General features: G+C 62.2%; 21 protein-coding genes. 13 read left to right on the top strand and 8 right to left on the bottom strand.

Going from position 1 to position 20,035, the window contains the following annotated elements; all coding sequences use genetic code 11:
* Positions 1 to 17 precede the first annotated feature (17 nt).
* Positions 18 to 1,697 (bottom strand): flagellar filament capping protein FliD, encoded by a 1,680-nt coding sequence (fliD, locus tag SMD31_RS02130; RefSeq protein ID WP_320499004.1) that lies wholly within the window; start codon positions 1,695 to 1,697, stop codon positions 18 to 20.
* A 64-nt stretch (positions 1,698 to 1,761) separates the two neighbouring features.
* Positions 1,762 to 2,589: a flagellin gene (locus SMD31_RS02135; protein WP_320499006.1), complete on the bottom strand. Its 828-nt coding sequence runs from the start codon at positions 2,587 to 2,589 to the stop codon at positions 1,762 to 1,764.
* A gap of 249 nt (positions 2,590 to 2,838) precedes the next feature.
* Between SMD31_RS02135 and SMD31_RS02140 the strand changes: the two genes are divergently transcribed.
* Genes SMD31_RS02140 through SMD31_RS02165 form a run of 6 tightly spaced genes read left to right on the top strand, consistent with a single transcriptional unit; the run spans position 2,839 to position 8,247 of the window.
* Positions 2,839 to 3,546, top strand: a complete 708-nt coding sequence (locus SMD31_RS02140; RefSeq protein ID WP_320499008.1) for a flagellar hook assembly protein FlgD — start codon at positions 2,839 to 2,841, stop codon at positions 3,544 to 3,546.
* A gap of 21 nt (positions 3,547 to 3,567) precedes the next feature.
* A complete protein-coding gene (flgE, locus tag SMD31_RS02145; RefSeq protein ID WP_320499009.1) occupies positions 3,568 to 4,842 on the top strand; it encodes a flagellar hook protein FlgE in 1,275 nt (424 codons plus the stop codon).
* Positions 4,842 to 5,129, top strand: coding sequence for a hypothetical protein (locus SMD31_RS02150; protein ID WP_320499011.1), 288 nt, complete (start codon positions 4,842 to 4,844; stop codon positions 5,127 to 5,129). Before flgE ends, SMD31_RS02150 begins: the two co-directional genes overlap by 1 nt.
* A 14-nt stretch (positions 5,130 to 5,143) precedes the next feature.
* Complete coding sequence (locus SMD31_RS02155) at positions 5,144 to 5,578, top strand: hypothetical protein (protein WP_320499012.1); 435 nt, start codon at positions 5,144 to 5,146, stop codon at positions 5,576 to 5,578.
* A 16-nt stretch (positions 5,579 to 5,594) separates the two neighbouring features.
* On the top strand, positions 5,595 to 7,325 hold the full coding sequence (gene flgK, locus SMD31_RS02160; RefSeq protein ID WP_320499013.1) for a flagellar hook-associated protein FlgK: 1,731 nt from the start codon (positions 5,595 to 5,597) through the stop codon (positions 7,323 to 7,325).
* A gap of 16 nt (positions 7,326 to 7,341) precedes the next feature.
* Positions 7,342 to 8,247 carry a flagellin gene (locus tag SMD31_RS02165; protein ID WP_320499014.1) on the top strand — a complete coding sequence of 302 codons (906 nt, stop codon included), beginning with the start codon at positions 7,342 to 7,344 and terminating at the stop codon, positions 8,245 to 8,247.
* Here SMD31_RS02165 and SMD31_RS02170 read toward each other — a convergent pair.
* Genes SMD31_RS02170 through SMD31_RS02180 form a run of 3 tightly spaced genes read right to left on the bottom strand, consistent with a single transcriptional unit; the run spans position 8,218 to position 11,146 of the window.
* Positions 8,218 to 9,342 carry an NAD(P)/FAD-dependent oxidoreductase gene (locus SMD31_RS02170; RefSeq protein ID WP_320499016.1) on the bottom strand — a complete coding sequence of 375 codons (1,125 nt, stop codon included), beginning with the start codon at positions 9,340 to 9,342 and terminating at the stop codon, positions 8,218 to 8,220. The genes SMD31_RS02165 and SMD31_RS02170 overlap by 30 nt on opposite strands.
* Complete coding sequence (locus SMD31_RS02175) at positions 9,339 to 10,058, bottom strand: methyltransferase domain-containing protein (RefSeq protein WP_320499018.1); 720 nt, start codon at positions 10,056 to 10,058, stop codon at positions 9,339 to 9,341. The genes SMD31_RS02170 and SMD31_RS02175 overlap by 4 nt, the downstream gene beginning before the upstream one ends.
* Positions 10,055 to 11,146, bottom strand: coding sequence for a type III polyketide synthase (locus SMD31_RS02180; protein ID WP_320499019.1), 1,092 nt, complete (start codon positions 11,144 to 11,146; stop codon positions 10,055 to 10,057). The genes SMD31_RS02175 and SMD31_RS02180 overlap by 4 nt, the downstream gene beginning before the upstream one ends.
* Before the next feature lie 170 nt (positions 11,147 to 11,316).
* Between SMD31_RS02180 and SMD31_RS02185 the strand changes: the two genes are divergently transcribed.
* Positions 11,317 to 11,604, top strand: a complete 288-nt coding sequence (locus tag SMD31_RS02185; RefSeq protein WP_320499021.1) for a DUF1330 domain-containing protein — start codon at positions 11,317 to 11,319, stop codon at positions 11,602 to 11,604.
* Here the strand turns inward: SMD31_RS02185 and SMD31_RS02190 are convergent.
* Entirely contained in the window at positions 11,601 to 12,767 is a 1,167-nt protein-coding gene (locus tag SMD31_RS02190) for an MFS transporter (protein ID WP_320499023.1), read from the bottom strand. The genes SMD31_RS02185 and SMD31_RS02190 overlap by 4 nt on opposite strands.
* Positions 12,768 to 12,881: 114 nt before the next feature.
* Here SMD31_RS02190 and SMD31_RS02195 point away from each other — a divergent pair, with 114 nt between their 5' ends.
* On the top strand, positions 12,882 to 13,349 hold the full coding sequence (locus SMD31_RS02195; RefSeq protein WP_320499025.1) for an Lrp/AsnC family transcriptional regulator: 468 nt from the start codon (positions 12,882 to 12,884) through the stop codon (positions 13,347 to 13,349).
* On the opposite strand, the gene SMD31_RS02200 is transcribed toward SMD31_RS02195, so the two are convergent.
* The gene (locus SMD31_RS02200; RefSeq protein WP_320499026.1) at positions 13,346 to 14,131 is read right to left on the bottom strand and encodes an SDR family NAD(P)-dependent oxidoreductase; all 786 of its coding nucleotides are present in this window, start codon (positions 14,129 to 14,131) and stop codon (positions 13,346 to 13,348) included. The genes SMD31_RS02195 and SMD31_RS02200 overlap by 4 nt on opposite strands.
* Positions 14,132 to 14,421: 290 nt before the next feature.
* Here SMD31_RS02200 and SMD31_RS02205 point away from each other — a divergent pair, with 290 nt between their 5' ends.
* From SMD31_RS02205 to SMD31_RS02225, 5 genes are all read left to right on the top strand, one after another.
* Positions 14,422 to 15,504, top strand: coding sequence for a magnesium transporter CorA family protein (locus SMD31_RS02205; protein ID WP_320499027.1), 1,083 nt, complete (start codon positions 14,422 to 14,424; stop codon positions 15,502 to 15,504).
* Positions 15,505 to 15,664: 160 nt separating this feature from the next.
* The gene (locus tag SMD31_RS02210) at positions 15,665 to 17,029 is read left to right on the top strand and encodes an aspartate aminotransferase family protein (RefSeq protein WP_320499029.1); all 1,365 of its coding nucleotides are present in this window, start codon (positions 15,665 to 15,667) and stop codon (positions 17,027 to 17,029) included.
* Positions 17,030 to 17,060: 31 nt separating this feature from the next.
* A complete protein-coding gene (locus SMD31_RS02215) occupies positions 17,061 to 18,443 on the top strand; it encodes a glutamine synthetase family protein (protein WP_320499031.1) in 1,383 nt (460 codons plus the stop codon).
* A 236-nt stretch (positions 18,444 to 18,679) separates the two neighbouring features.
* Entirely contained in the window at positions 18,680 to 18,877 is a 198-nt protein-coding gene (locus SMD31_RS02220; protein ID WP_320499032.1) for a hypothetical protein, read from the top strand.
* A gap of 10 nt (positions 18,878 to 18,887) precedes the next feature.
* Positions 18,888 to 19,547, top strand: a complete 660-nt coding sequence (locus SMD31_RS02225; RefSeq protein ID WP_320499033.1) for an O-methyltransferase — start codon at positions 18,888 to 18,890, stop codon at positions 19,545 to 19,547.
* Between the two features lie 14 nt (positions 19,548 to 19,561).
* On the opposite strand, the gene SMD31_RS02230 is transcribed toward SMD31_RS02225, so the two are convergent.
* Positions 19,562 to 20,002: a DUF192 domain-containing protein gene (locus SMD31_RS02230; protein WP_320499034.1), complete on the bottom strand. Its 441-nt coding sequence runs from the start codon at positions 20,000 to 20,002 to the stop codon at positions 19,562 to 19,564.
* Between the last annotated feature and the right edge of the window lie 33 nt (positions 20,003 to 20,035).

Consider the following 20,035-nt stretch of genomic DNA (forward strand, 5'->3'; position numbering starts at 1 on the left):
TTCGTCCCCCATGTACTCTAGTCATCGCTGCTGTCGAGCAGAACCGCGAGTTGTTCGCGGAGCCGGCTCGCTGCATTGATCTGCGCTTCGATCCGGGCGTAATACTCGGTAAGCCAGGTGCGATAGTCCTCGGTTCGTTGCTGAATGTTGCTGATCTCGGTTTCCATGTCGGTGACGGCATCGTTCAGGCTGTCCACCTGCGTCGTGATGCGCGATCCTTCGGCACCGGAATAGTCCCCTGCATAATCGGTGATTGTGTCTGATATTTTCTGCGCCAGCCCTCGCGTGATCGACACATCGACGGATGCAGATTCCGCGCCAATGTAGGCAAAAATGATCCCCTCATAAGCCGTGCCCTCGGCACCTTCTATCCGGGTCCCGGCAATTTTGAACAGGCTGCTATCGCCACCGATGCTGGCAGCGGTGATGGCACCATTGCCGTCGACCGTGATGTCGAGCGTGAAATCAACCGAAGATCCGGCCTCGCCATTGTCGATGACAGCCAGTTTCGACGATGACGTCGTCGCTTCGAACCGGAACAACTCCATGACCGCGTCGAGATCGGAGGAGAGGGCATCGGCTAGAGCCGTGCTGTCGATCTGCAGCTTGTTATCCTCGTCGAGCGAGATGCCGATGCCGGCAAGACTGGCACCGCTGCCGCTCAACGATGACAGCAGGGTCGAAAGATCGTTGCTGACGCTGCGCACCAACGCATCACCGTACAGCACGGCATCGTCCGGGACGGTCCCGTCGGAGCCGACTTCCTGCTGACCCAAAATAAAATCGCGCACGGCATTGTAGGCGTCCGCAAAATCACTGATCGCCGTGTTAATCCCCGTCAAATCCGCGCCAACGTCCAGGGTAATCGTGCTACCGGTGTCGGCACCATAGAGATAGAGCGTCACCGCATCGATCAGATCGTCGATTTCATTGCTGTCACGGGTGACTTCGACCCCATCGACGGTGAGGATCGCAGGCTGTGCCGCCTGCATTTCGTTGCCGATATCGCCATTCGCCGTTATCAGGCCCAACGTCTCCAGCGCATTGCCGCTGCTGTCGGCAAGCGAAATTGCCTGGTTTGTCTTGGCGCCGGAAAGGACCAGCATATAAGAGCCGTCATTCACCTTCAGCACACTGGCCTTCACGCCGCTGTCCTCGGTCTCGGCGTTAATTGCTGCGGCAATTTCGTCCAGCGTCATGTCGCTGGTAATACTGATGGACACCGCCGTGTTGGCGCCGGCACCAAGCGAGACCGTGCCGCTGAGGCCCAGGGCCGTGTCGCGGCTCGACTGACTGTCGCTGGAAACCTTGTGCACGGCAGCGACCTGGTCGACGACAATGCTGTAACTGCCGATTTCCGCATTGGCACCGACCGAAGCACCCAGAATGTCGGTCGCCTCAGTCGACCCGGTCGCGGTCAGCGAGACCGACCGGGCATCGAAGGCATCGTTTTCCGTCGTCGAGGCCGGATTGCGCAGATCATCGGCGGCGTCCCCCAGCGCCAGGAGCAGGGATTCCAGTTCCTGATAGGCGCTGACCTTCGCCTCGGCTGCCGTGACGTTGAGCTCGATCCTGTCCGCCGGCGCGTTTCGCGCCTCGACGGCTGCCGTGATCAGCGCGTCGGTATCCAGGCTGACGCTGGCCGAGGAAACGCCGGAGGTTCCGCTGCTGCCGCTGCTCGCCGAAATGACGGTCATGAGAGCCCCATAAAAAAAGGGTGGAGGCGACCGGCAGGGGCGATACCCCGCCGGCCTCCACCCGTTATTGCAGCAGCTTCGACAGGCGCGTGGCCATGTCGTTGGCATGGCTTAGCGCTGAGATGCTGGCGTCCGTCAGCACTTCGGCCGTCGTCAGGTTCGACTGTTCTTCGGCAACGTCGGCATCCATGATGGCCGATTGGGCCGAACTCAGATTCTCGATCGACGTCTCGATCATCTGGCCGCGATAGTCGAAGCGCGACATCTGGGCGCCGATGCTGGCACGCGCCGACAGGACCGTGTCGATCGCCGTGTCGATCGATGCCGCCGCCGTGCTGGCATTTGCCTGGGTGTCGACAGTCGAGGCATTGAGGGTCAATGCCGTCGAATCCAGATCATCGATGGTGACGGTGAGCGTATCTGTGGCGGCATCGGTTCCGAGCAGGAAGTCAACGCCGGTGGCGAAGTCGGTCGTGCCATCCAGCAGCGCTTCCCCGTTGAACCGCGTGCCGGTGGCGATGCTGTCGATTTCCGAGATCAGCTGCGTGAATTCGGAGTTGATATAGGCACGCTCGTCGTCGGTCACGGCGCCGGACAGCGACTGGGCCGCCAGCGTCTTCATGCGCTGCAGAATGTCCGAGATTCGCGAGGCGCCGCCATCGGCGGTCTGCAGCACCGACATGCCGTGCGACGCGTTGGTCGAGGCCTGCTGCAGGACGGTAACGTCGGATTGCAGTCGCACGCCGACCGCAAGACCGGCGGCATCATCCGATGCCTTGGTAATGCGCGAGCCGCTCGACAGTTTGGCAACCGAACTCGATTCTTGCGTCGAGTTGAGATTGAGATAGCGCAAGGCGGTGTTGGCCGCCGTATTGGTAGCGATGACAGGCATGAGTTATCTCCACCCGTTGTGACGATTGGATCTGTGACGGCCGTTTAGCGGTCACGTACATCAACCCGGGATCCTGTTTCATGACGGGCTGACTGCAGATTGAACGCAGGCCGGCGGCGTTTCAGGCGCATATTTTTTGGGCAATTTGCTTGCTGAATATTTCTGTGTGCAACGCTTGCAGATTGGCCGCCCGGTATCGAGCGCTGCGCCGTTAAACCTGCAGTCCATCATGCGCAGCGAGGTTACGCCATGTCGGTGAGCAGCGTCGTTACATCCCTGGCCAACGCGACGGCCACGAACAGTTCCTATTCGTCATCGTCTTCGTCGAGCAGCAGCTCCAGCTCATCGTCGAGCTCGACCACGACACTTTTCGACAATTACGAGGCGTTCCTGACGCTGCTGACGACACAGCTGCAGAACCAGGATCCGCTCGATCCGATGGATACGTCGGAATTCACCAACCAGCTGGTGCAGTACGCCGATGTCGAACAGTCCATCAAGACCAATGACACGCTGGAAGACCTTCTCAGCCTGACCTCCTGGAACACCAACACGCTGGCCTTGAGCTATGTCGGCAAGACGGTCGAATACGACAGCGAATACAGCGCGCTCAGCGATGGCGAGGCCAATTGGAACTATGAACTGGACGACGACGCCAGCAGCGTCACGCTCACCGTGAAGGACCAGAACGGCAACACTGTCTACACCGAGAGCGGCGGCGCCGATGCCGGCACGCATGCCTTCACCTGGGACGGCACCGACAGCGACGGCAATCAATTGGCCGACGGCACCTATTCGCTGACCGTCCATGCGCTTTCCGCCAGCGGTGCTGAAATCGAGAGCAGTGTCAGCAGCCTCGGCAAGATCGACCGCGTCGATACGTCCGGCGACGAAATCGCCCTTTATGTCGGCGATGTCGCGGTCACGGTAGACGACATCATTTCCCTCACCAACTGACGCACACGCCGGAGACGCAATATGAGCCTTGGCAATGCCATCAACACCGCCGTTTCTGCGCTCAACGCCCAGAGCCAGGCGATCTCGATGATTTCGGACAACATCTCCAACAGCAGCACCGTGGGCTATAAGGCGACGACCGCCAGCTTCAGCTCGCTGGTGACGCAGAATTACAACAGTTCCTCCTACGCCTCCGGCGGTGTCGCGGTGACCGACAGCCGCAATGTCGGCCTGCAGGGACTGATCGAAAGCAGCACCATTTCGACCAATCTGGCCCTCGATGGCGGCGGCTTCTTTGTCGTGAGCGAACCCGGCAATAACGGCTCGGCAGATATTGCCTATACCCGTAACGGGGAATTTTCTGCCGACAAGGACGGTTATCTTTCGACCAGCGCAGGCTATCAATTGATGGGCTACCGGGTTGATTCCGAGGGCAATCCTGTCAATGGTGACGTGTTCAACGTCGACGACCTCACCGCCATCGACGTCGATATCGTCTCCGGCCTCGCGCAGGCCAGCAGCACAGTGACGCTGTCCGCGGGCCTCCCTGCGGATGCCGCCAACGGCGCCAGCGTTTCGCTGGACGTCGAGTTCTTCGACAGTCTCGGCGTCGCCCACAGCACGACCCTCACCTATACCAAGACCGGCACCAATGAATGGGAGATGAGCTTCGGCAATGCCGTCAACCCGGACGACTCGACAGCCATCACCGGCACCGGTTCTGGCGCCACCTATGATCTGGTCTTCGACAGTTCCGGCAAGCTCAGCTCCGTCTCGCCTTCGCCGGTCGAGCTGAGCTTCACCGCCCTCACCTCCGGTGCTGCCGACATCAATCTCACGCTCGACATCCAGGAATCCGGCAGCCTCACGCAATACGCCGCACAGGATGGCGAGATCGATCTCGAGCTCTATTCGCTCGACACCGACGGCGCCCGTTATGGCCGGTACACCAACGTGGAAATCGACGATGACGGGTTGGTCACAGCCAATTTCGACAATGGCCTCAGCATGGCCATCTACAAGATCCCCGTCGCCACCTTCGCCAATCCCAATGCGCTGCAGGCGCTCTCCAACAACGTCTTCCTGCCGACGGTCGATTCCGGCAACTACATCCTCAAAGACGCCGGCGAGGGGCAAGCGGGGCTCATCCGCTCGTCATCAGTCGAATCCTCCACCGTCGACATCGCCGACGAGTTCAGCCGCATGATCATCGCCCAGCAGGCTTATTCGGCAGCCTCCAAGGTCGTCACCACGGCCGATGAGATGATCGACACATTAATGCAGGCGATCCGCTGATGACGCCCCCACCCGACCGACGCCAGCTCGACCGCTTGTTGGCCCAGGCCAAGCAGACCGAGACCATGGTCCTGCTGGAAGCGCGCGCGTTGCAGCAGATGCAGGCCGATCGCTCGCCCTGGGCGAAGGCGAGGCGCCTGCGCGCCCGCAATATGCTGGACGAGCTCGACCATCTCATTCGGGGGCTGCAGGGCAACGGACGCGACCTGCAGCTGCGCCTCAAGGTCATGTCGCATGCCGTGTTGGCGGCGCGGACCTACGCCAAGATCGGCCAGGCAATTCGCTGAAAAGGGGAAGCACCATGACTGATAAGCCCGAGACTGAACCAGGTAGCGCCCTCGAGGCATTGAAGGCATTGCTGACGCGGGAGATCGAGGCCGTCGCCGCCAACCGCATCGACACGCTGCGCGAAACCGCACGCACCAAGGCCACCATCACCCGGACAATGCGCGCCGAAATGGGCTCAGCCCTTGAAGAGCTGTCCGAGCGTGCACGCACCGAAGACACCCCCGACTTTGCGGGTCTGCGCGCCGAGCTCGCCGAGCTTGCAGCGCTCGCCGAACGCCATCGCCGCACCGTCGCCAGCGCCATCGACGCAACCCGCGAGCGCATCGGGGCGGTGGTCGACGCGCGCCGCATCGCCGCAACGACGCATGAGACCTATGGCGCCAATGCTCGGGTCCGGATCGGCACCAGCAGCCGCCAGTCGATGATGACCAGTTCCACCAAGATCTGAGCACGAGGGCCCTGTCATGACCCTCAGCAGCGCCATATCGACCGCGACCAGCGGCATGCGTGCCACGCAAGCCGCCATCACGACCACGTCGAACAATATCGCCAATGCCGATGTCGACGGTTACACCAAGAAATCGGCGACATTCCAGACCGTCGTCATCAGCGGCACCGGCAGCGGCGTAAGCCTCGGCGAGATCCAGCGCCAGGTTGATGCCGGTCTGGAACGGCGGACCAACACGGCGCGGAGCCAGAGCAGCCTTTCGGAGGTCGTTGCCGACTACCTGTCGCAGCTCAGCAACGCCATCGGCACCACCACAGGCGACGACACCATCGCCAGCGCCATCAGCAACCTGACCAACTCGCTGCAGAGTCTCTCCGTGAGCCCGGACAGCACCAGCGAAGCGCAATCGGTCGTGACGGATCTCGCCGATCTCGCCGACAGTGCCAATACGCTCACCGATTCCATCCAGGACCTGCGGCAGGATGCCGACCGCGCCATCGCCGACAGTGTCGATACGGTCAATGCCGCGCTGGAACGGCTCGACGATCTCAACGCCCAGGTCTTGCGCGCCCAGGCCAGCGGCGCCTCCACCGCCGATCTTGCCGACCAGCAGATGCAGCAGGTGGCGATCATCGCACAGGAGATCAACGTCACCTATTTCACCGATGGCACGGGCGCGGTCAGTGTCTACGGCCCAGGTGGCACCGTGCTTCTCAACGACGATGCGCATCTCTTATCCTTTACCGCCGCCGCATCCGTCGACAGCGGCGACAGCTTGGCCAACGGCAACCTCTCCGGCATCTCGGTCGGCGGCAAGGACATGACCGCGTTCATCAGCAGCGGGACGATCGGCGGCCTGCTGGATGTCCGCGACGACATTCTGCCCGCGCAACAGGCCAGTGTCGATGCCCTGACCGACCAGATCATGACGGCGGTCAATGCGGCGCAGAATGCCGGCACCTCGGTTCCCCCACCCAACGCACTGACCAGTTCTGATGCAATCGACGGCAGCGCCAGCCTTGGCGGCAATGGCACATTGCGCGTGGCGCTGCTCGACGCTGACGGTAAAGTCCAATCCTATAGCGATCTCGATCTCACCACCTATGCGACGGTGAACGACCTTGTCGCCGCCATCGACGGTATGAGCGGGGTCACCGCCACCATCGATGCCGATGGCAAGCTCAGCATCGCCGCCGATGACGGCAGCCTTGGCATCGGCCTCGCCCAGCTTTCCGGCGGCATCGGCGGCGAGTCCGTGTCAAGCGCCTTGGGGCTCAATGACCTTTTAAGCGTGGATAGTGAAGGGCACCTCAGCTTGCGCGCCGATGTCGCCGCCGATCCGTCGCTGCTGGCGCGCGGCGCCCTCTCCAGCGCAACGACATTGACGATCGGCGCGAGCGGCATAGAGAGCGGCGACACCACCGCCATCGCCAGCCTGGTCGAGGCCTTCACAGGCACCCGCAACTTCGCCGCCGTCGGCGATCTTGGCACCGTCAAAGGGACGATCGCCGACTATGCCGCCGAGATCATCGGGCATGTCGCAACCCTGAGCACGAATGCGACGGCAAATGCCGAGATAAAGTCCGGCGCCCTCGACAATCTCAGCAGCTCCCTTGCCAATGCCTCTGGCGTCAATCTCGATGAGGAGGCGGCGGAACTGGAGATTCTGCAGACGAACTACCAGGCAGCGGCGAATGTCATTTCCGTCATTCAGGAAATGTACGACACGCTGCTCAACATGATCTAACCGGGATAGACGGAATATGGACCGGATTTCGACCTTCAATCAACAACGGCAATTCATCGCCCAAGCGCTTGAGGTGCAGAAGCGCTATGCCACCGAACAGACGCAGCAATCGACCTCGGTCAAGTCGTTGAGCTATGACGGCTATGGGGCTCAGTCGCGGACAATCATCAGCCTGGAGAGCGATCTGAAGGCTGCCGACCAATATGTCAGCAACGGCACCATCGTGGCGGCGCGCGTCCAGGGCGCCTATAGTGCCACGACATCTATTACCGATCTCACGACCCAGGCGCGCTCCTGGCTCTCCAGCCTCATCTCCGGCGCCACTGACGACATCAGCGGCGTCAACGTGCAGGCGCAGGCCTATCTCGAGGAGGTGGCATCCCTGCTCAATACCAAGGTCGATGGCTATTATGTCTTTGGTGGTGGTACCACGACCAACCCGCCGGTCGACCTCACCGGCTATGCGGCAACCGATGCGGCGACCGTTGACACCACTTACTACAAGGGCAGCGATGCCGGGGCGAGCTTCGAGGCGGCACCCGGCCTCGACATCACCTATAGCGCCAGTGCCGCTGATTCCGGCTTCGAGAAATTGCTGCGCGCCTTGAGCCTTGCCGCCCAGGCCAGCGAGAAGCCGGCGGACCTCGACATCGTGCAGGATGCCTATGACCTCCTCGACCAGGCGATCGACGAGATTTCGGTCGAGCAATCGCGCCTCTCGGGCATTGCCCAAAGCGTCGATGAAGCGATGGACCGGAATGTCGATTTCCAGCTTTACGTCGAATCCCTGGTCGGCGATCTGAAGAATGTGGACGTGACAGAGATCACAGCCAAGCTATCCGCCACCGAATTGCAGCTGGAATCGTCCTACAGCGTGCTGAAGGCGCTGCAGTCAATCAACCTGCTGGACTATCTGCGCTAGTCGCGGCAGGCGGGTGAGCCGCGCCAGGGCCGGCATCATCGCTGGAAGCGTCGTTGCCGCCCCCATGAATAAAGCGCGTCCAGCATGGGTCCCGGTCAGCTGTGACAGCAAGCGACCCCACAAAAACTGCGTCCGGAGTTCGCGCCGCATCCTTGCATGATAGGCATCAGCATGCGCACCAGCCAGATAGGCTTGTGCCGCGCGCGCGGCGCTGTGAAGTGCGATTGACATACCATCACCGGCGAAGGATGGCATGCAGGCCATTTGATCGCCGAGCCGGAAGAGGTGCGCCTGGCCATCCGGACGATGGCGGAAACCGAATGGCAGCCGAAAGATCGCCAGCGGCCGGTCCGTTTCGGGCAAGGCATGTTCCAGGCGCGTGCCCAGCAGCGCATTCTCGGTGCAGATCTCGCCAAGCAGCCGAAACCAGTCATTGTCCGCGGCGGCAAAGCGCTGCCGGCTGACCAGCAGCGACAGATTGGCACGATCTGCGCCGACCAACTGCAGTCCCGCATAGCCGCCGTCGAACAATACGAGTTCGATATGACCTTTGAGTGCCTGCGCCTCGCTCCGGATCAGATGGAAATAGGTCTTGAGGCCGATGAGATCGTCGGCCCCGGTGACGGGCCGCGCTGCATGGCGCAGGTCATGCTTGCCCGTGGCGAGGAAGACGGCGCCCGCTTCGATCTCGCCCATCATGTCGACGATCAGACGGGGGCGGTCGCCACCCTCCAGCGACCGGACCACGACGCCACGCCGTATGTCGGCGCCCAATGCCGTGGCACGCTGCAACAAGGCCTCGTCCAGCACATCGCGCGCCAGGCTCCAGCCGGTGAATGGCAGTGGCGCCGTGATCTGGCGCCCTCCCGCAGCAAGACGCAGATGGCTGATCGGCAGGGCGCCCAGCCCCGCCGGATCGAGACCGAGAGCGACCAGGTGATCATGGGCCGCGCAGCTGAGGAATTCGCCACAAACCTTCGGCTTGGCCGTCCGCTCGCGTTCCAGCAATGTCACCTGCTGGCCAGCGCGCGCGAGCAGCGCGGCGGCTGCCGCCCCGGCAACGCCACCACCGACGATGACCAGCGGCACTCTCATGACCGCGGCACCTTCACGCGGCCGACGCCAAAGCGGAACGGCATGTACCAGTCGATGTCAGCATCGACCCTCGCCTGCATCAGATAGCGCTCCCAGTCGGCCCGGCGAAAGCTGCGGGCGATGGAGACGGGTCCGTCATGGCGCACGAAGCGATGCCAGCCGGCCAAGGCAGCCCAGAACCGGAAGACGTGATAGGAAAGCGCATGGCGGTGGAGATCGTTGATGAACCAGCCGGTCGTTGTCTGGCGTTCCATCAGGCGGATGAAGGCTACAATCTGCGCATCGGTGAGGTGATGCGTTACCAGCGATGAAATGACGACATCAAAGCGGCGTTCCGCACCAAGGGCGAAAACATCACCGGTCCGGAAGCGGATGTTCATGGCATCCGGTGTCGCCTGACGGGCCGCATATTCGCTCAAGGGATTGAGGTCGATACCCTCAAGCTCAACCTTCAGTCCACGCCTCTGCGCCCAATGCCAGATTGCGCGCAGCATATCGCCTTGGCCGTGGCCGACATCGAGGACAGAGAACGGTCGCTGCGCCGGCCAGTTCCGCGTCGCCCGGCTGAGCCAGTGAAAGGTCGGGCGCATGGCGAGCGTCAACCGATTGACGGTGGCGAGATCCTTGAGGCAAGCGGCAAAGTCTTCCGGCGTGACGGGTTCGGTATCCATCAGTTCGGAAAGATCGTTGCGCCGGGCGAAATTCACGGCGGTCACGCGGCCATGCTGAAGCGGGCCGTCTCAGCGACCATGCCGGGACCGAAGGCCATGGCCATGCCGCGCTCCTTCTGCCGGGCCGTCTGCAACATGCGCTGCAGCACGAACATGATCGTCGCCGAGGACATGTTGCCGAAATCATTGAGGATCGCGCGGGAATGTTCGAGTGCTGCCGATGGCAAGGCGAGGCCCACCTCGACAGCATCAAGGATGCTGCGGCCGCCGGCGTGCACCGCCCAGAGGTCAATGGATTGCGTGCCCTCGCCGCGCAGAATGCCGCCATCGTCGCTGCGGCCGGCTTCCTGGCGCAGAGCCTGCGTGATCCGGCCCGGCACTTGCCCGGACAGGAACATCTCGAAACCCTGGTCGCCGATGGTCCAGGTAATGAGGTCGTCCGTCTGCGGAATGATGACAGAGCGGAAGTCCTCCAACGCGATCCCTTGTGCCTCCGCTGTGACAAGGGCCGCCGCACAGCCATCGCCAAAGAGCAGGAAGGAAAGCATGGTTTCAAGATCGGCGGTTGCCTGGAAATGCAATGTGCAGATTTCGACATTGACGACGAGGACACGGGCATCCGGCTGCGCGCGCACGATATGATGGGCGGCACGCAGCGCCGGGATCGCGGCCGAGCAGCCCATGAAACCGATCAACTGCCGTTCCACCTGGGGCGAAAGCCCAAGCCGCCAAACAAGTTGTAGATCAAGTCCCGGCGCGCTGAACCCGGTGCAAGAGGCAACGATCAGATGGGTCACGGCAGCAATGTCCTTACCCAGTTCCAGCTTGGCGATCGCCTGCTCGGCCAGGGTCAACGCCTGCGGCACGTATTGCTCCATGCGCTGCGCCGTCGTCGGAAAGTCGCCATAGCGGTAGAATCCGGTTGCATCGACCGCCGGCGCACCGGCTTCCGCCACCGGCATATGTGAAAAGCGATGGGCAATGCCGCTGCGGCGCGCAGCCCGGTCAAACAAGCGGGCCGTGCGCTCATTGTCGAGCAAGGCGCGGGCGTGGGCAAGAAATCCGTCATGGACGTCATGCGCGGGGACCGCAACGCCGATGCGGTTGATATGTGCCTTGTGGCTGTGTGTCACGATCCGATCACTCCCGGATTTCTGATGGCGCGGCATTGACCCGCTGCTGGCAATCCGCACTCTACGAGCTAGACTTAGCTTGGATCGACCACCGATAGGGTGAAGTGGTTCACAGCTTCGTGATGCAAGCTGAATGTAAGCTTAAATCCGGCACATCAAGGGAGGCGCATTTGGCCGCATACTGCATTGTTTATGAACATATCGACGATCCTGAGACATTTGAGGTCTATCGCTCGCAGGTCATGCCGACGATCGAGGCCTTTGGCGGCAAATTCCTGGTGCGGGGCGGCACGTTCACCACATTGGAGGGCGAAATGCCATTCCAGCGCATTGCCATGCTGGAGTTTGCAGACCGAGCAACCGCGGAGGCTTGGTATCGTTCCCCGGAGTACCAGCGTATCCTGCCCTATCGGTTGAAGGCGACGCGCTGCCAGTTTGTGGTCGTCGACGGGATCTAGGCCGCGGCGACAGTTTGCCGCTTGAGCAGCAAACCGACGATGACGGCCGCGATCCACAGCGTCGCGGTCGCCGCGTAGGAGACGGCGGCAAAACCCGATTGCGTATAGACGCTGCCGAAAACCGCGCCACCAAGACCCACTGCGACATAGGTGATGAAGGAGAATAGCCCCATCGCCGTGCTGCGGGCAGCCGGCGGTGCCGAGCCGATGAAGCTGACCAGCACGTTCATGCAGATATGGTTGGCAAGTCCCCACAGGAAGGGAAAGGCCAAGGTCGACCACATCGCCAAGGTCGCGGTCGGCAGGATCAGGTAATTGATCCCCACCCAGACCAGCGAGAACGCCATCAGGCGCACCGGCCCCATGCGGTCGAGCCACGCATTGCCCAGAATGGCGGCACCAAAACCGATGCCGTAGGAACAGGCAACGGCCCCACCCAGCCACGCGCCCTGATGATGCAGATGCCGCACATGGTCGCCGATGAAGGTATAGGTCTGATAGAAGGCGATCATATAGGCAAAGGTCGCGACGAAGCAGACCACCATGCCCGGCACCTGCAGCACGCGAGTATAGGCGACGCGTTCCGTGGCGGCGACAGTGCCGCTGCGGGGGATGAGGCCGATCACGATCACCATGGCCAAGCAGATCGCCGTCATCAGGGCGAAGGTGCTGCGCCATTCGATGAAGTCAGAGAGGAACGCCGCCAGCGGGATACCCGCGACCATCGCGACCGACCAGCCGAAAATCACCTTGCCGATGGCGCGCGACCGTCGTTCCGGTGCTGAAAGATCAGCGGCAAGACCATAGGTCGCCGGCAGGATGACGCCGGCGCAAAGCCCGGTGATCGCCTGGCCCAACACCAGAATGCGCCAGTCCCAGGCAAAGCCGCAGAGGCCGAGGCTCAGCGCCATCACCGCGAAGGCGATGCGGATGGCACTGGCCTTGCTCCATTGGCCAAGCTTGGGCGCCGCCAGCAGTGCGGCCGTCGCCACGCCCACGCCATAAGCACCTGTTGCAAAGCCCAGTTCCCGCGCCGTCGCACGGAGGTCGGCGGCGATATCCGGCAGTAGCGGCGAGAGCATCAGGGCCTGGACGCCGACAGCCGCGATGCCTGTCATCAGGATGGTGAGGGACGCGGATTCTGTCAGGGTCCGGCTGGTCATGGCCTAATGCTCAACTTAAATGCGCTTTACATTTCGTATCAGGTTAGTTTTATGATGGCAAATGCCGAACATAGTTCGCCATTTTGCCAAATCCTGTTCGCCGGAGACCCGTTGATGGACGCCACCGACCGAAAGCTGTTAGCCCTGTTGGCCGACGATGCCGAGACCGCCTATCGCGACCTCGGCGAAAGACTCGGCCTCTCAGCGCCTTCCGTATTCGAGCGGGTAAAGAAGCTGAAAGCCCAGGGCGTCATCAAACGGAATACCATCGCCATCGACGGCGAAGCGATCGGACGCCCCCTCCTCGCCTTCGTCCATGTGAACACCGAAGGCTGGGGCAAGTCGCCGGAACTGATGGCCATCCAGGACGACCCGCGCATCGAGGAAATTCATGCCGTCGCCGGCGACACCTGTCTCATCATCAAGGTGCGCTGCGAAAGCACCAAGGCGCTCGAGCAATTGCTGAAGCGCATCTATGACGTGCCGGGTGTCCAGGGCACACGCTCCTACATCGCGCTCAACACTTACCTGGAACGCAACGCCCGTACCGAGTTGGTAGAGCCGGAAATGGCAGACGCCTAGCCAAGCCGGCCCTTGCCCGGCGGGCCTTTGTATTCCTGAATCGCATTGCCGCCATCGACCACCAGCGTCTGCCCGGTGATATAGGAGGCGGCCGCACTCGCCAGAAAGGCAGCAGCTGCGGCGACTTCCTCCGGACTCCCTGGACGTTTCGCCGGCGTATGCTGCCCCGCGATGATCTCGGCCTTCGAGGATGAGCCGGTCTGGATCCAGCCGGGCAGCACCGCGTTCACGGTGACATTCCGCTCGGCAACTTCAATCGCCAGCGCACGGGTAAGACCAGTCATCGCCGCCTTGGCCGTCGAGTATCCGGCGCTGCGCGGATTGGTAACCAGCGGCCCGGTGACAGAGGCAATGTTGACGATGCGGCCATATTTGCGTCGCAGCATCTGCGGCACCACACCGCGGCTGACCAGGAAGCAGGTATTGAGATTGATATCGAGGGTGCGCAGCCATTCCTCGGTCGGAATCTCGTGAAAGAGCCGCGCCCGCTCCCTCTTGCCTGTCTGGATCATGCCGGCATTGTTGACCAGGATATCGATCTTGCCGAGCTGCGCATTGACGGCGGCCAGTAACTTGCCGACCGCCTTTTCGTCAGTGAGGTCGGCCACCAGCGCGATATGCCGTCCGGCCTCGCCGCCCAGCTCACGCAAGCGATCCTCTATACGCTTGGTGGTCGAGGTGATGGCGACCCGGGCACCCGCCGCTGCCAGCGCCTGGGCCGTGGCAAAACCGATCCCGTCTGGGCTGCCGGCCCCCGTCACCAGGGCAATTCGATCCTGCATCGCTACCTCCCGCTTTAACCTTGATTTGCCTGCGATATTAGCGGGGCGCCTTTTCATTTGACAGGCCGCAGCGGGAGTCCTACCAACGCCGGGCATGGCGATGAGCGCCATGTTTCCCCATGAAGGAACCGTAACATGAACCGGGCACAATCAAGCTCTGCGGAGCCTCCCAGTAGCGGCGGACACTTCGCCACGGACCCGGTTTCATCGGCAAAAGCAGGCCGTCTCTAGCCCCTGCCTTTGCCGATGCCTCCGGGTCGAACGTCATTTTCGTTACCCAGGAGGCCGGTATGATCACCGCCTATTTCCACCAGGACGGCACCCTCAAGAAAAACGTCATCAGCGGGCTTGAAACCCGCGCCGTCGTGGCCGATGTCCCGGCCGCCGACGTGCTGCCCAGCCACATGCAGGCGATGGCCGACCACGCCGCCGAAGCGATGCCGCGCGACGCCGTCTGGGTCGATCTGCTCGAACCCAATGCCGCCGAAATCCATTCCGTCGAAGCCGCCTTCGGGATCGAGATGCCGACGCGCGAGGAAATGCATGAGATCGAGGCGTCGAGCCGCCTCTATGATGAAGGTGAAAACCTGGTGATGACGGCACCCGTGCTGCACAAGGCAGCGACCGAGCATCCCGAAAGCGGCGCCGTGACCTTCATCCTGACGCCCTCGGCCCTCATCACCGTGCGCTTTGTCGATCCCCTGCCCTTCGCCGTCTTCGCGCGCCGCGCCCTGCGCCATGCGCATCTGGCGGGTGGGCCACAGCAGGTCCTGCTGGGCCTCCTCGAAGGCATCGCCGATCGCCTGGCCGATGTCTTGGAACTTGCCGCCGCCGACATGGAACAGGTCTCGCGCGATATCTTTGCCAAGCAGGGCCAGTCGCCAGCGCAGCGACGCCAGCGCAAAGGTGTCGCCCAGCAGAAGGGCGGCGGGTTGCAGGATGTCTTGCGCCGCATCGGCCGCAATGGCGACCTTGCCACCAAGGCGCGCGAGAGCCTCTTGGGGTTGAGCCGCGTCGTGGTCTTTCTCAATGCGCAGAGCAATATGAAGAAGGATGCCAAGCAGCGCATCAAGACGCTGTCACGGGACATTGCCTCGATCGCCGACCATGCCAACTTCCTCGCCGGCAAGATCAACTTCCTGCTCGACGCCACCTTGGGTCTCATCAACATCGAGCAGAACGCGATCATCAAGATCTTCACCGTGGCAGCAGTCGCCTTCCTGCCGCCGACCTTGATCGCCAGCATCTACGGCATGAATTTCGAGTTCATGCCGGAACTCCACTGGCAGCACGGTTATCTGGTCGCCATCGGCCTGATGGTGCTCTCCGCGGTGCTGCCCTTCTGGTATTTCCGCAAGCGCGGCTGGCTCTGACGCCCTTCGCGGCACTGCAGCAGGTCTTTCGCCACAAGGACTTAACAGCGTGCCACAAGTATTTGTGGCGCGGCCCCTTGCTATTCCCCCAGGGCAGTCGTTATCAATGCGCCCATCGGGCCTGGTTGAGGCCACAGCATAGGAGCTGAGTGCGCGCATCATGGAATTATCGGAAGCTGGCTTGCCCAAGGCGCAAGTCGAAGCGATGACAAAGCGAGAGACCGACCGCTATCTCCAATCCAACCCGATCTCACAGAAGCTGGGCCAAGAGGCCCGCCGCAACTGGATCAAGGGCGTTCCGCATCACTGGATGCTGGATTGGTCGACCCCCTTCCCTCTCTTTGTCGCCGATGCCAAGGGTGCCACACTCACCGACGCCGACGGCCATACGTATGACGATTTCTGCCTCGGCGATACCGGGTCCATGTTCGGCCATTCGCCCGAGCCGGTGGCCAAGGCCATCGCCGCGCAATCGTCCCACGGCCTTACCTACATGCTGCCGACCGAGGACATCATCGCCGTCGGCAGCCTCCTTGAAAACATGTTCGGCCTGCCCTTCTGGCAGGTGACCACGACGGCCACGGATTCCAACCGCTTCGTCATCCGCTGGTGCCGCGCCATCACCAAGCGCACCAAAGTGCTGGTCTTTCACGGCGCCTATCACGGCGCCGTCGACGACACCTTCGTGCGCATGAAGAACGGCAGGGCGATCCATCGCCCCGGCCTCATCGGCCAAGTCTACGATCTCACCACCCACACCAAGGTGGTCGAGTTCAACGACGTGCCGGCGCTGGAGGCAGCGCTGAAAGACCAGGATGTCGCCTGCGTCATCACCGAGCCGGCGCTCACGAATATCGGCATGGTATTGCCGCAACCGGGCTTCCTCGACGCGCTGCAATCGCTCTGCAAGAAGACCGGCACATTGCTGGTGATCGACGAGACGCACACCATCTCGACCGGTTTCGGCGGTTACACGCGCACGCATCATCTGAAACCGGATTTCCTGACGCTCGGCAAACCGGTGGCGGGTGGCCTGCCCACCGCCGTCTTCGGCTGCACGGCCGATATCGCCGAACGCATGCGCGCGGCGGAGAAAGAGGCCGGCCCTGGCTATAGCGGGATGGGCACGACCCTCTCGGCCAATGCTCTGCAGTTCAAGGCGATGCGCGCCAATCTCGAGCATGTCATGACGCCGGCAGCCTATGCCCACATGCTGCCGCTTTCCGAGAAACTCGCCCGGGGTATCGAGGGCGAAATCAAAAAGCGCAACATACCGTGGCACGTCTCGAATGTCGGTGCGCGTGCCGAATTCGTCTGCGCGCCGGAACGCCCGCGCAACGGCACCGAGGCGCAGGCCGCGATGCATGGGCCGGTGGAGCTGGCGGTCCATCTCTATCTGCTCAATCGCGGATTGCTGATTGCACCTTTCCACAACATGACCCTGGTCAGCCCGGTCACGACAGAGGCGCAAGTGGCGCGTCTCGTGACCACAATTGGCCAATGCCTGGACGAACTGGCTGCCTGATTGGCGCCGCTTTAGAAGTTAGGGGATCATTATGACTGCCAGAATTGCCGACATCGCCGAATGCGATGCCTTCCTTGCCGCGCATCCCGAGGTGAAGTTCGTCCAGATATTCTTCACCAATCAGTCCGGCGTGCCGCGCGGCAAGAACCTGCTGCGCCATGACGTCAGGCCGATTTACGAATATGCCCGCTTCCTGCCCGGCACCATGCTGGCGCTCGACATCACTGGTGAAGACGTCGAAGAATCCGGCCTGGTCTGGACCGATGGCGACGCCGACCGCCTGGGCAAGCCGACACCCGGCGGATTGACTCTGGCGCCGTGGCTGGGCGCCGATTTCGCCCAGTTGATGTTGTCGGTCTATGAGATCGACGGCAGCCCCTGCGATGTCGACCCGCGCCATGTGCTGCAATCCGTCATTGATCGTTTCAAGGAATTCAACCTGACCCCGGTCGTCGCCTGCGAAATGGAATTCTACCTAGTCGACCGCGAAGGCCGCCCGGGCGGTGGCAAGCAACCGCCAGTTTCCGCCGTCACCGGTAACCGTCCCTGGGACATCCAGGTCTATGGCCTGCGCGAGCTTGACGATTTCGAGCCCTTCTTCCGCGACGTTTATGCCCAGGGCGAGGCAATCGGTTTGCCGCTCGAATCCGCCATCTCGGAATACGCCCCGGGCCAGCTGGAACTGGGCCTCAGGCACCGGGCTGACGCCCTTCAAGCCTGCGACGAGGCGGCGAAATACAAGCGCCTGGTCAAAGGTGTTGCCGTCTGCCACGGTTTCGAGGCGACATTCATGGCCAAGCCGCACAGCGACATCGCCGGGTCCGGCATGCATCTCCATGTCAGCCTTGCCAACCCGGACGGCTCCAACGCCTTTGCCAGCGACGATCCGCAAGGCAGCCCGCTGTTGAAACAGGCCGTGGGCGGCATGCAGGCCCTGCTCAATGAATCGATGGCGGTCTTCGCCCCCAATGCCAACTCCTACCGCCGCTTCCGCGCCAACTCCTACGCCCCGGTGGCGCCCACCTGGGGCGTCAACAACCGGACGGTGAGTTTCCGCGTCCCGGCCGGACCGGCGAAATCGCGCCATATCGAGCACCGGATCTGCGGCGCCGACGCCAATCCTTATCTCGCCGTGGCCGCCATGCTGGCCGCCATCCATTGGGGGCTGAAGCAGAAGCTCGACCCTGGCGCCGCGGTCGAAGGCAATGGCTATGCCAAAGCCCAGGAAATGGGCCTGACGCTGCCCACCAACTGGCAGGCGGCGATCGACCTTTTCGGTCAATCCGCCCGGATGAAGGATTACTTCGGCACCCGCTTCCATCACGTCTATCGGTCCGTGAAACAGGCCGAATACGACCGCTTCAACGCCCGGGTCACCGAACTCGACTACGCGTGGTATTTGCGCAACGCTTAAGAGCGCCCGCCGACAAGAGCGTGGGTGAGGTCACAGGACCCGGCCCCGCCCGCGCTTGTTCGCCCCCCGTTCAAATGCTACGTTCTGCCCCCGAATCAAGGTCATAGCTGCTGGGGACTCGGGGCGTTACCCCGGCTGGCGGGTTGACCTCTGAAGAACGCTGCCAGACCAGCACTTAAAGACGGCGAGCACTTAAAGACATGGGCCTGTTCAGTTCGAAGAAAGACAATCGGGTTATGGTCGGCGCCCGCTATCGGTCGGCGGATACCAACCTGATCACCTGGGAAGTGGCCTCGATCTTCAACGGCATCGACGGCACGCCCTACGCCCATATCTTCTGCGTCCAGGACCAGTCCCGGCGCAAGACCGTGGCCCAAAGCTCTCTTGAAGCCGGCGTCCAATACGTGCGCCTGCCCAGCCCCGCGCGCCCCTAAGCGCTGGAACATGAGCAAAGAGCCGCTCCAGATCACCGGCCAGCTCTACGATTACATTCTGAAATTCGGGTTTCGGGACGACGCTCTGCTGCAGGAATTGCGCGCGGAAACCGCCAAACTGCCTGCCAGCCAGATGCAGATTTCGCCGGAACAGGGCCAGTTCATGGCCCTCCTGGTGCAGCTGACCGGCGCACGCCGCGCGCTCGAAATCGGTACTTTCACTGGCTATTCCAGCCTGTCGGTGGCGCGCGCCTTGCCCGCCGACGGTAAGCTGACCTGCTGCGATGTCAGCAAGGAATACACCGACGTCGCCCGCCGCTTTTGGGCCAAGGCCGGCGTCGACGGCAAGATCGACCTGCGCCTGGGGCCGGCGGTCGAGACATTGAAGGATCTCGCCAAGGCCGAGGCGGGCCAGTTCGACCTCGCCTTCATCGATGCCGACAAGACCAATTACCGGAACTATTACGAAGCCGTGCTGACCCTGCTGCGTCCGGGTGGCGCCGTGCTCATCGACAACGTGCTCTGGGGCGGCGATGTCGCCAATCCCTCGGACAAGGAAATCGAGACCGTGACCTTGCGCGACCTCAACAGCTTCATCGCCACCGACCCGCGCGTCGATTTCGTGCTGTTGCCGATTGCCGACGGCCTAACAATCGCCCGCAAGCGCTAGGACCCCAACAAGGATCAAGGTGTTGCCGGGGTCGCCTGTGCCGGCCACTCGACCTTGTCGCCGGCCTGGATGCCCAGTTGCCCAGCCGATCCACCCAGGATTTCAAAGACAGCGATCGCCGCACCTTCCGAACTGATCGGATTGGTATCGAACGGCTTTGCCATTGAAGCGACGTTGATGATCTTGCCCTCGGCGTCGATGAACAGCATGTCGAGCGGCAACGGCGTGTTCTTCATCCAGAAGGCCACAGGCTTGGCGACGGGATAGAGGAACAGCATCCCTTCATTGGGATCGAGATGTTCCCGATACATCAACCCTTGCGCCCGCTCATCTGCCGTATCGGCGATCTCGGCATCGAATTTATAGGTGCTGCCGCCGGCATGGATCAGGACCGGCACCTTTTCGGCAGCCAGCGCAACGGTTGAGGCAAAAAGAAGGCAGAAGGCGGCCGCCACTTGTATCAGTCGTTTGAAAGACAAATATGCCTC

The organism is Dongia rigui (assembly GCF_034044635.1).
Lineage (GTDB): Bacteria > Pseudomonadota > Alphaproteobacteria > Dongiales > Dongiaceae > Dongia > Dongia rigui.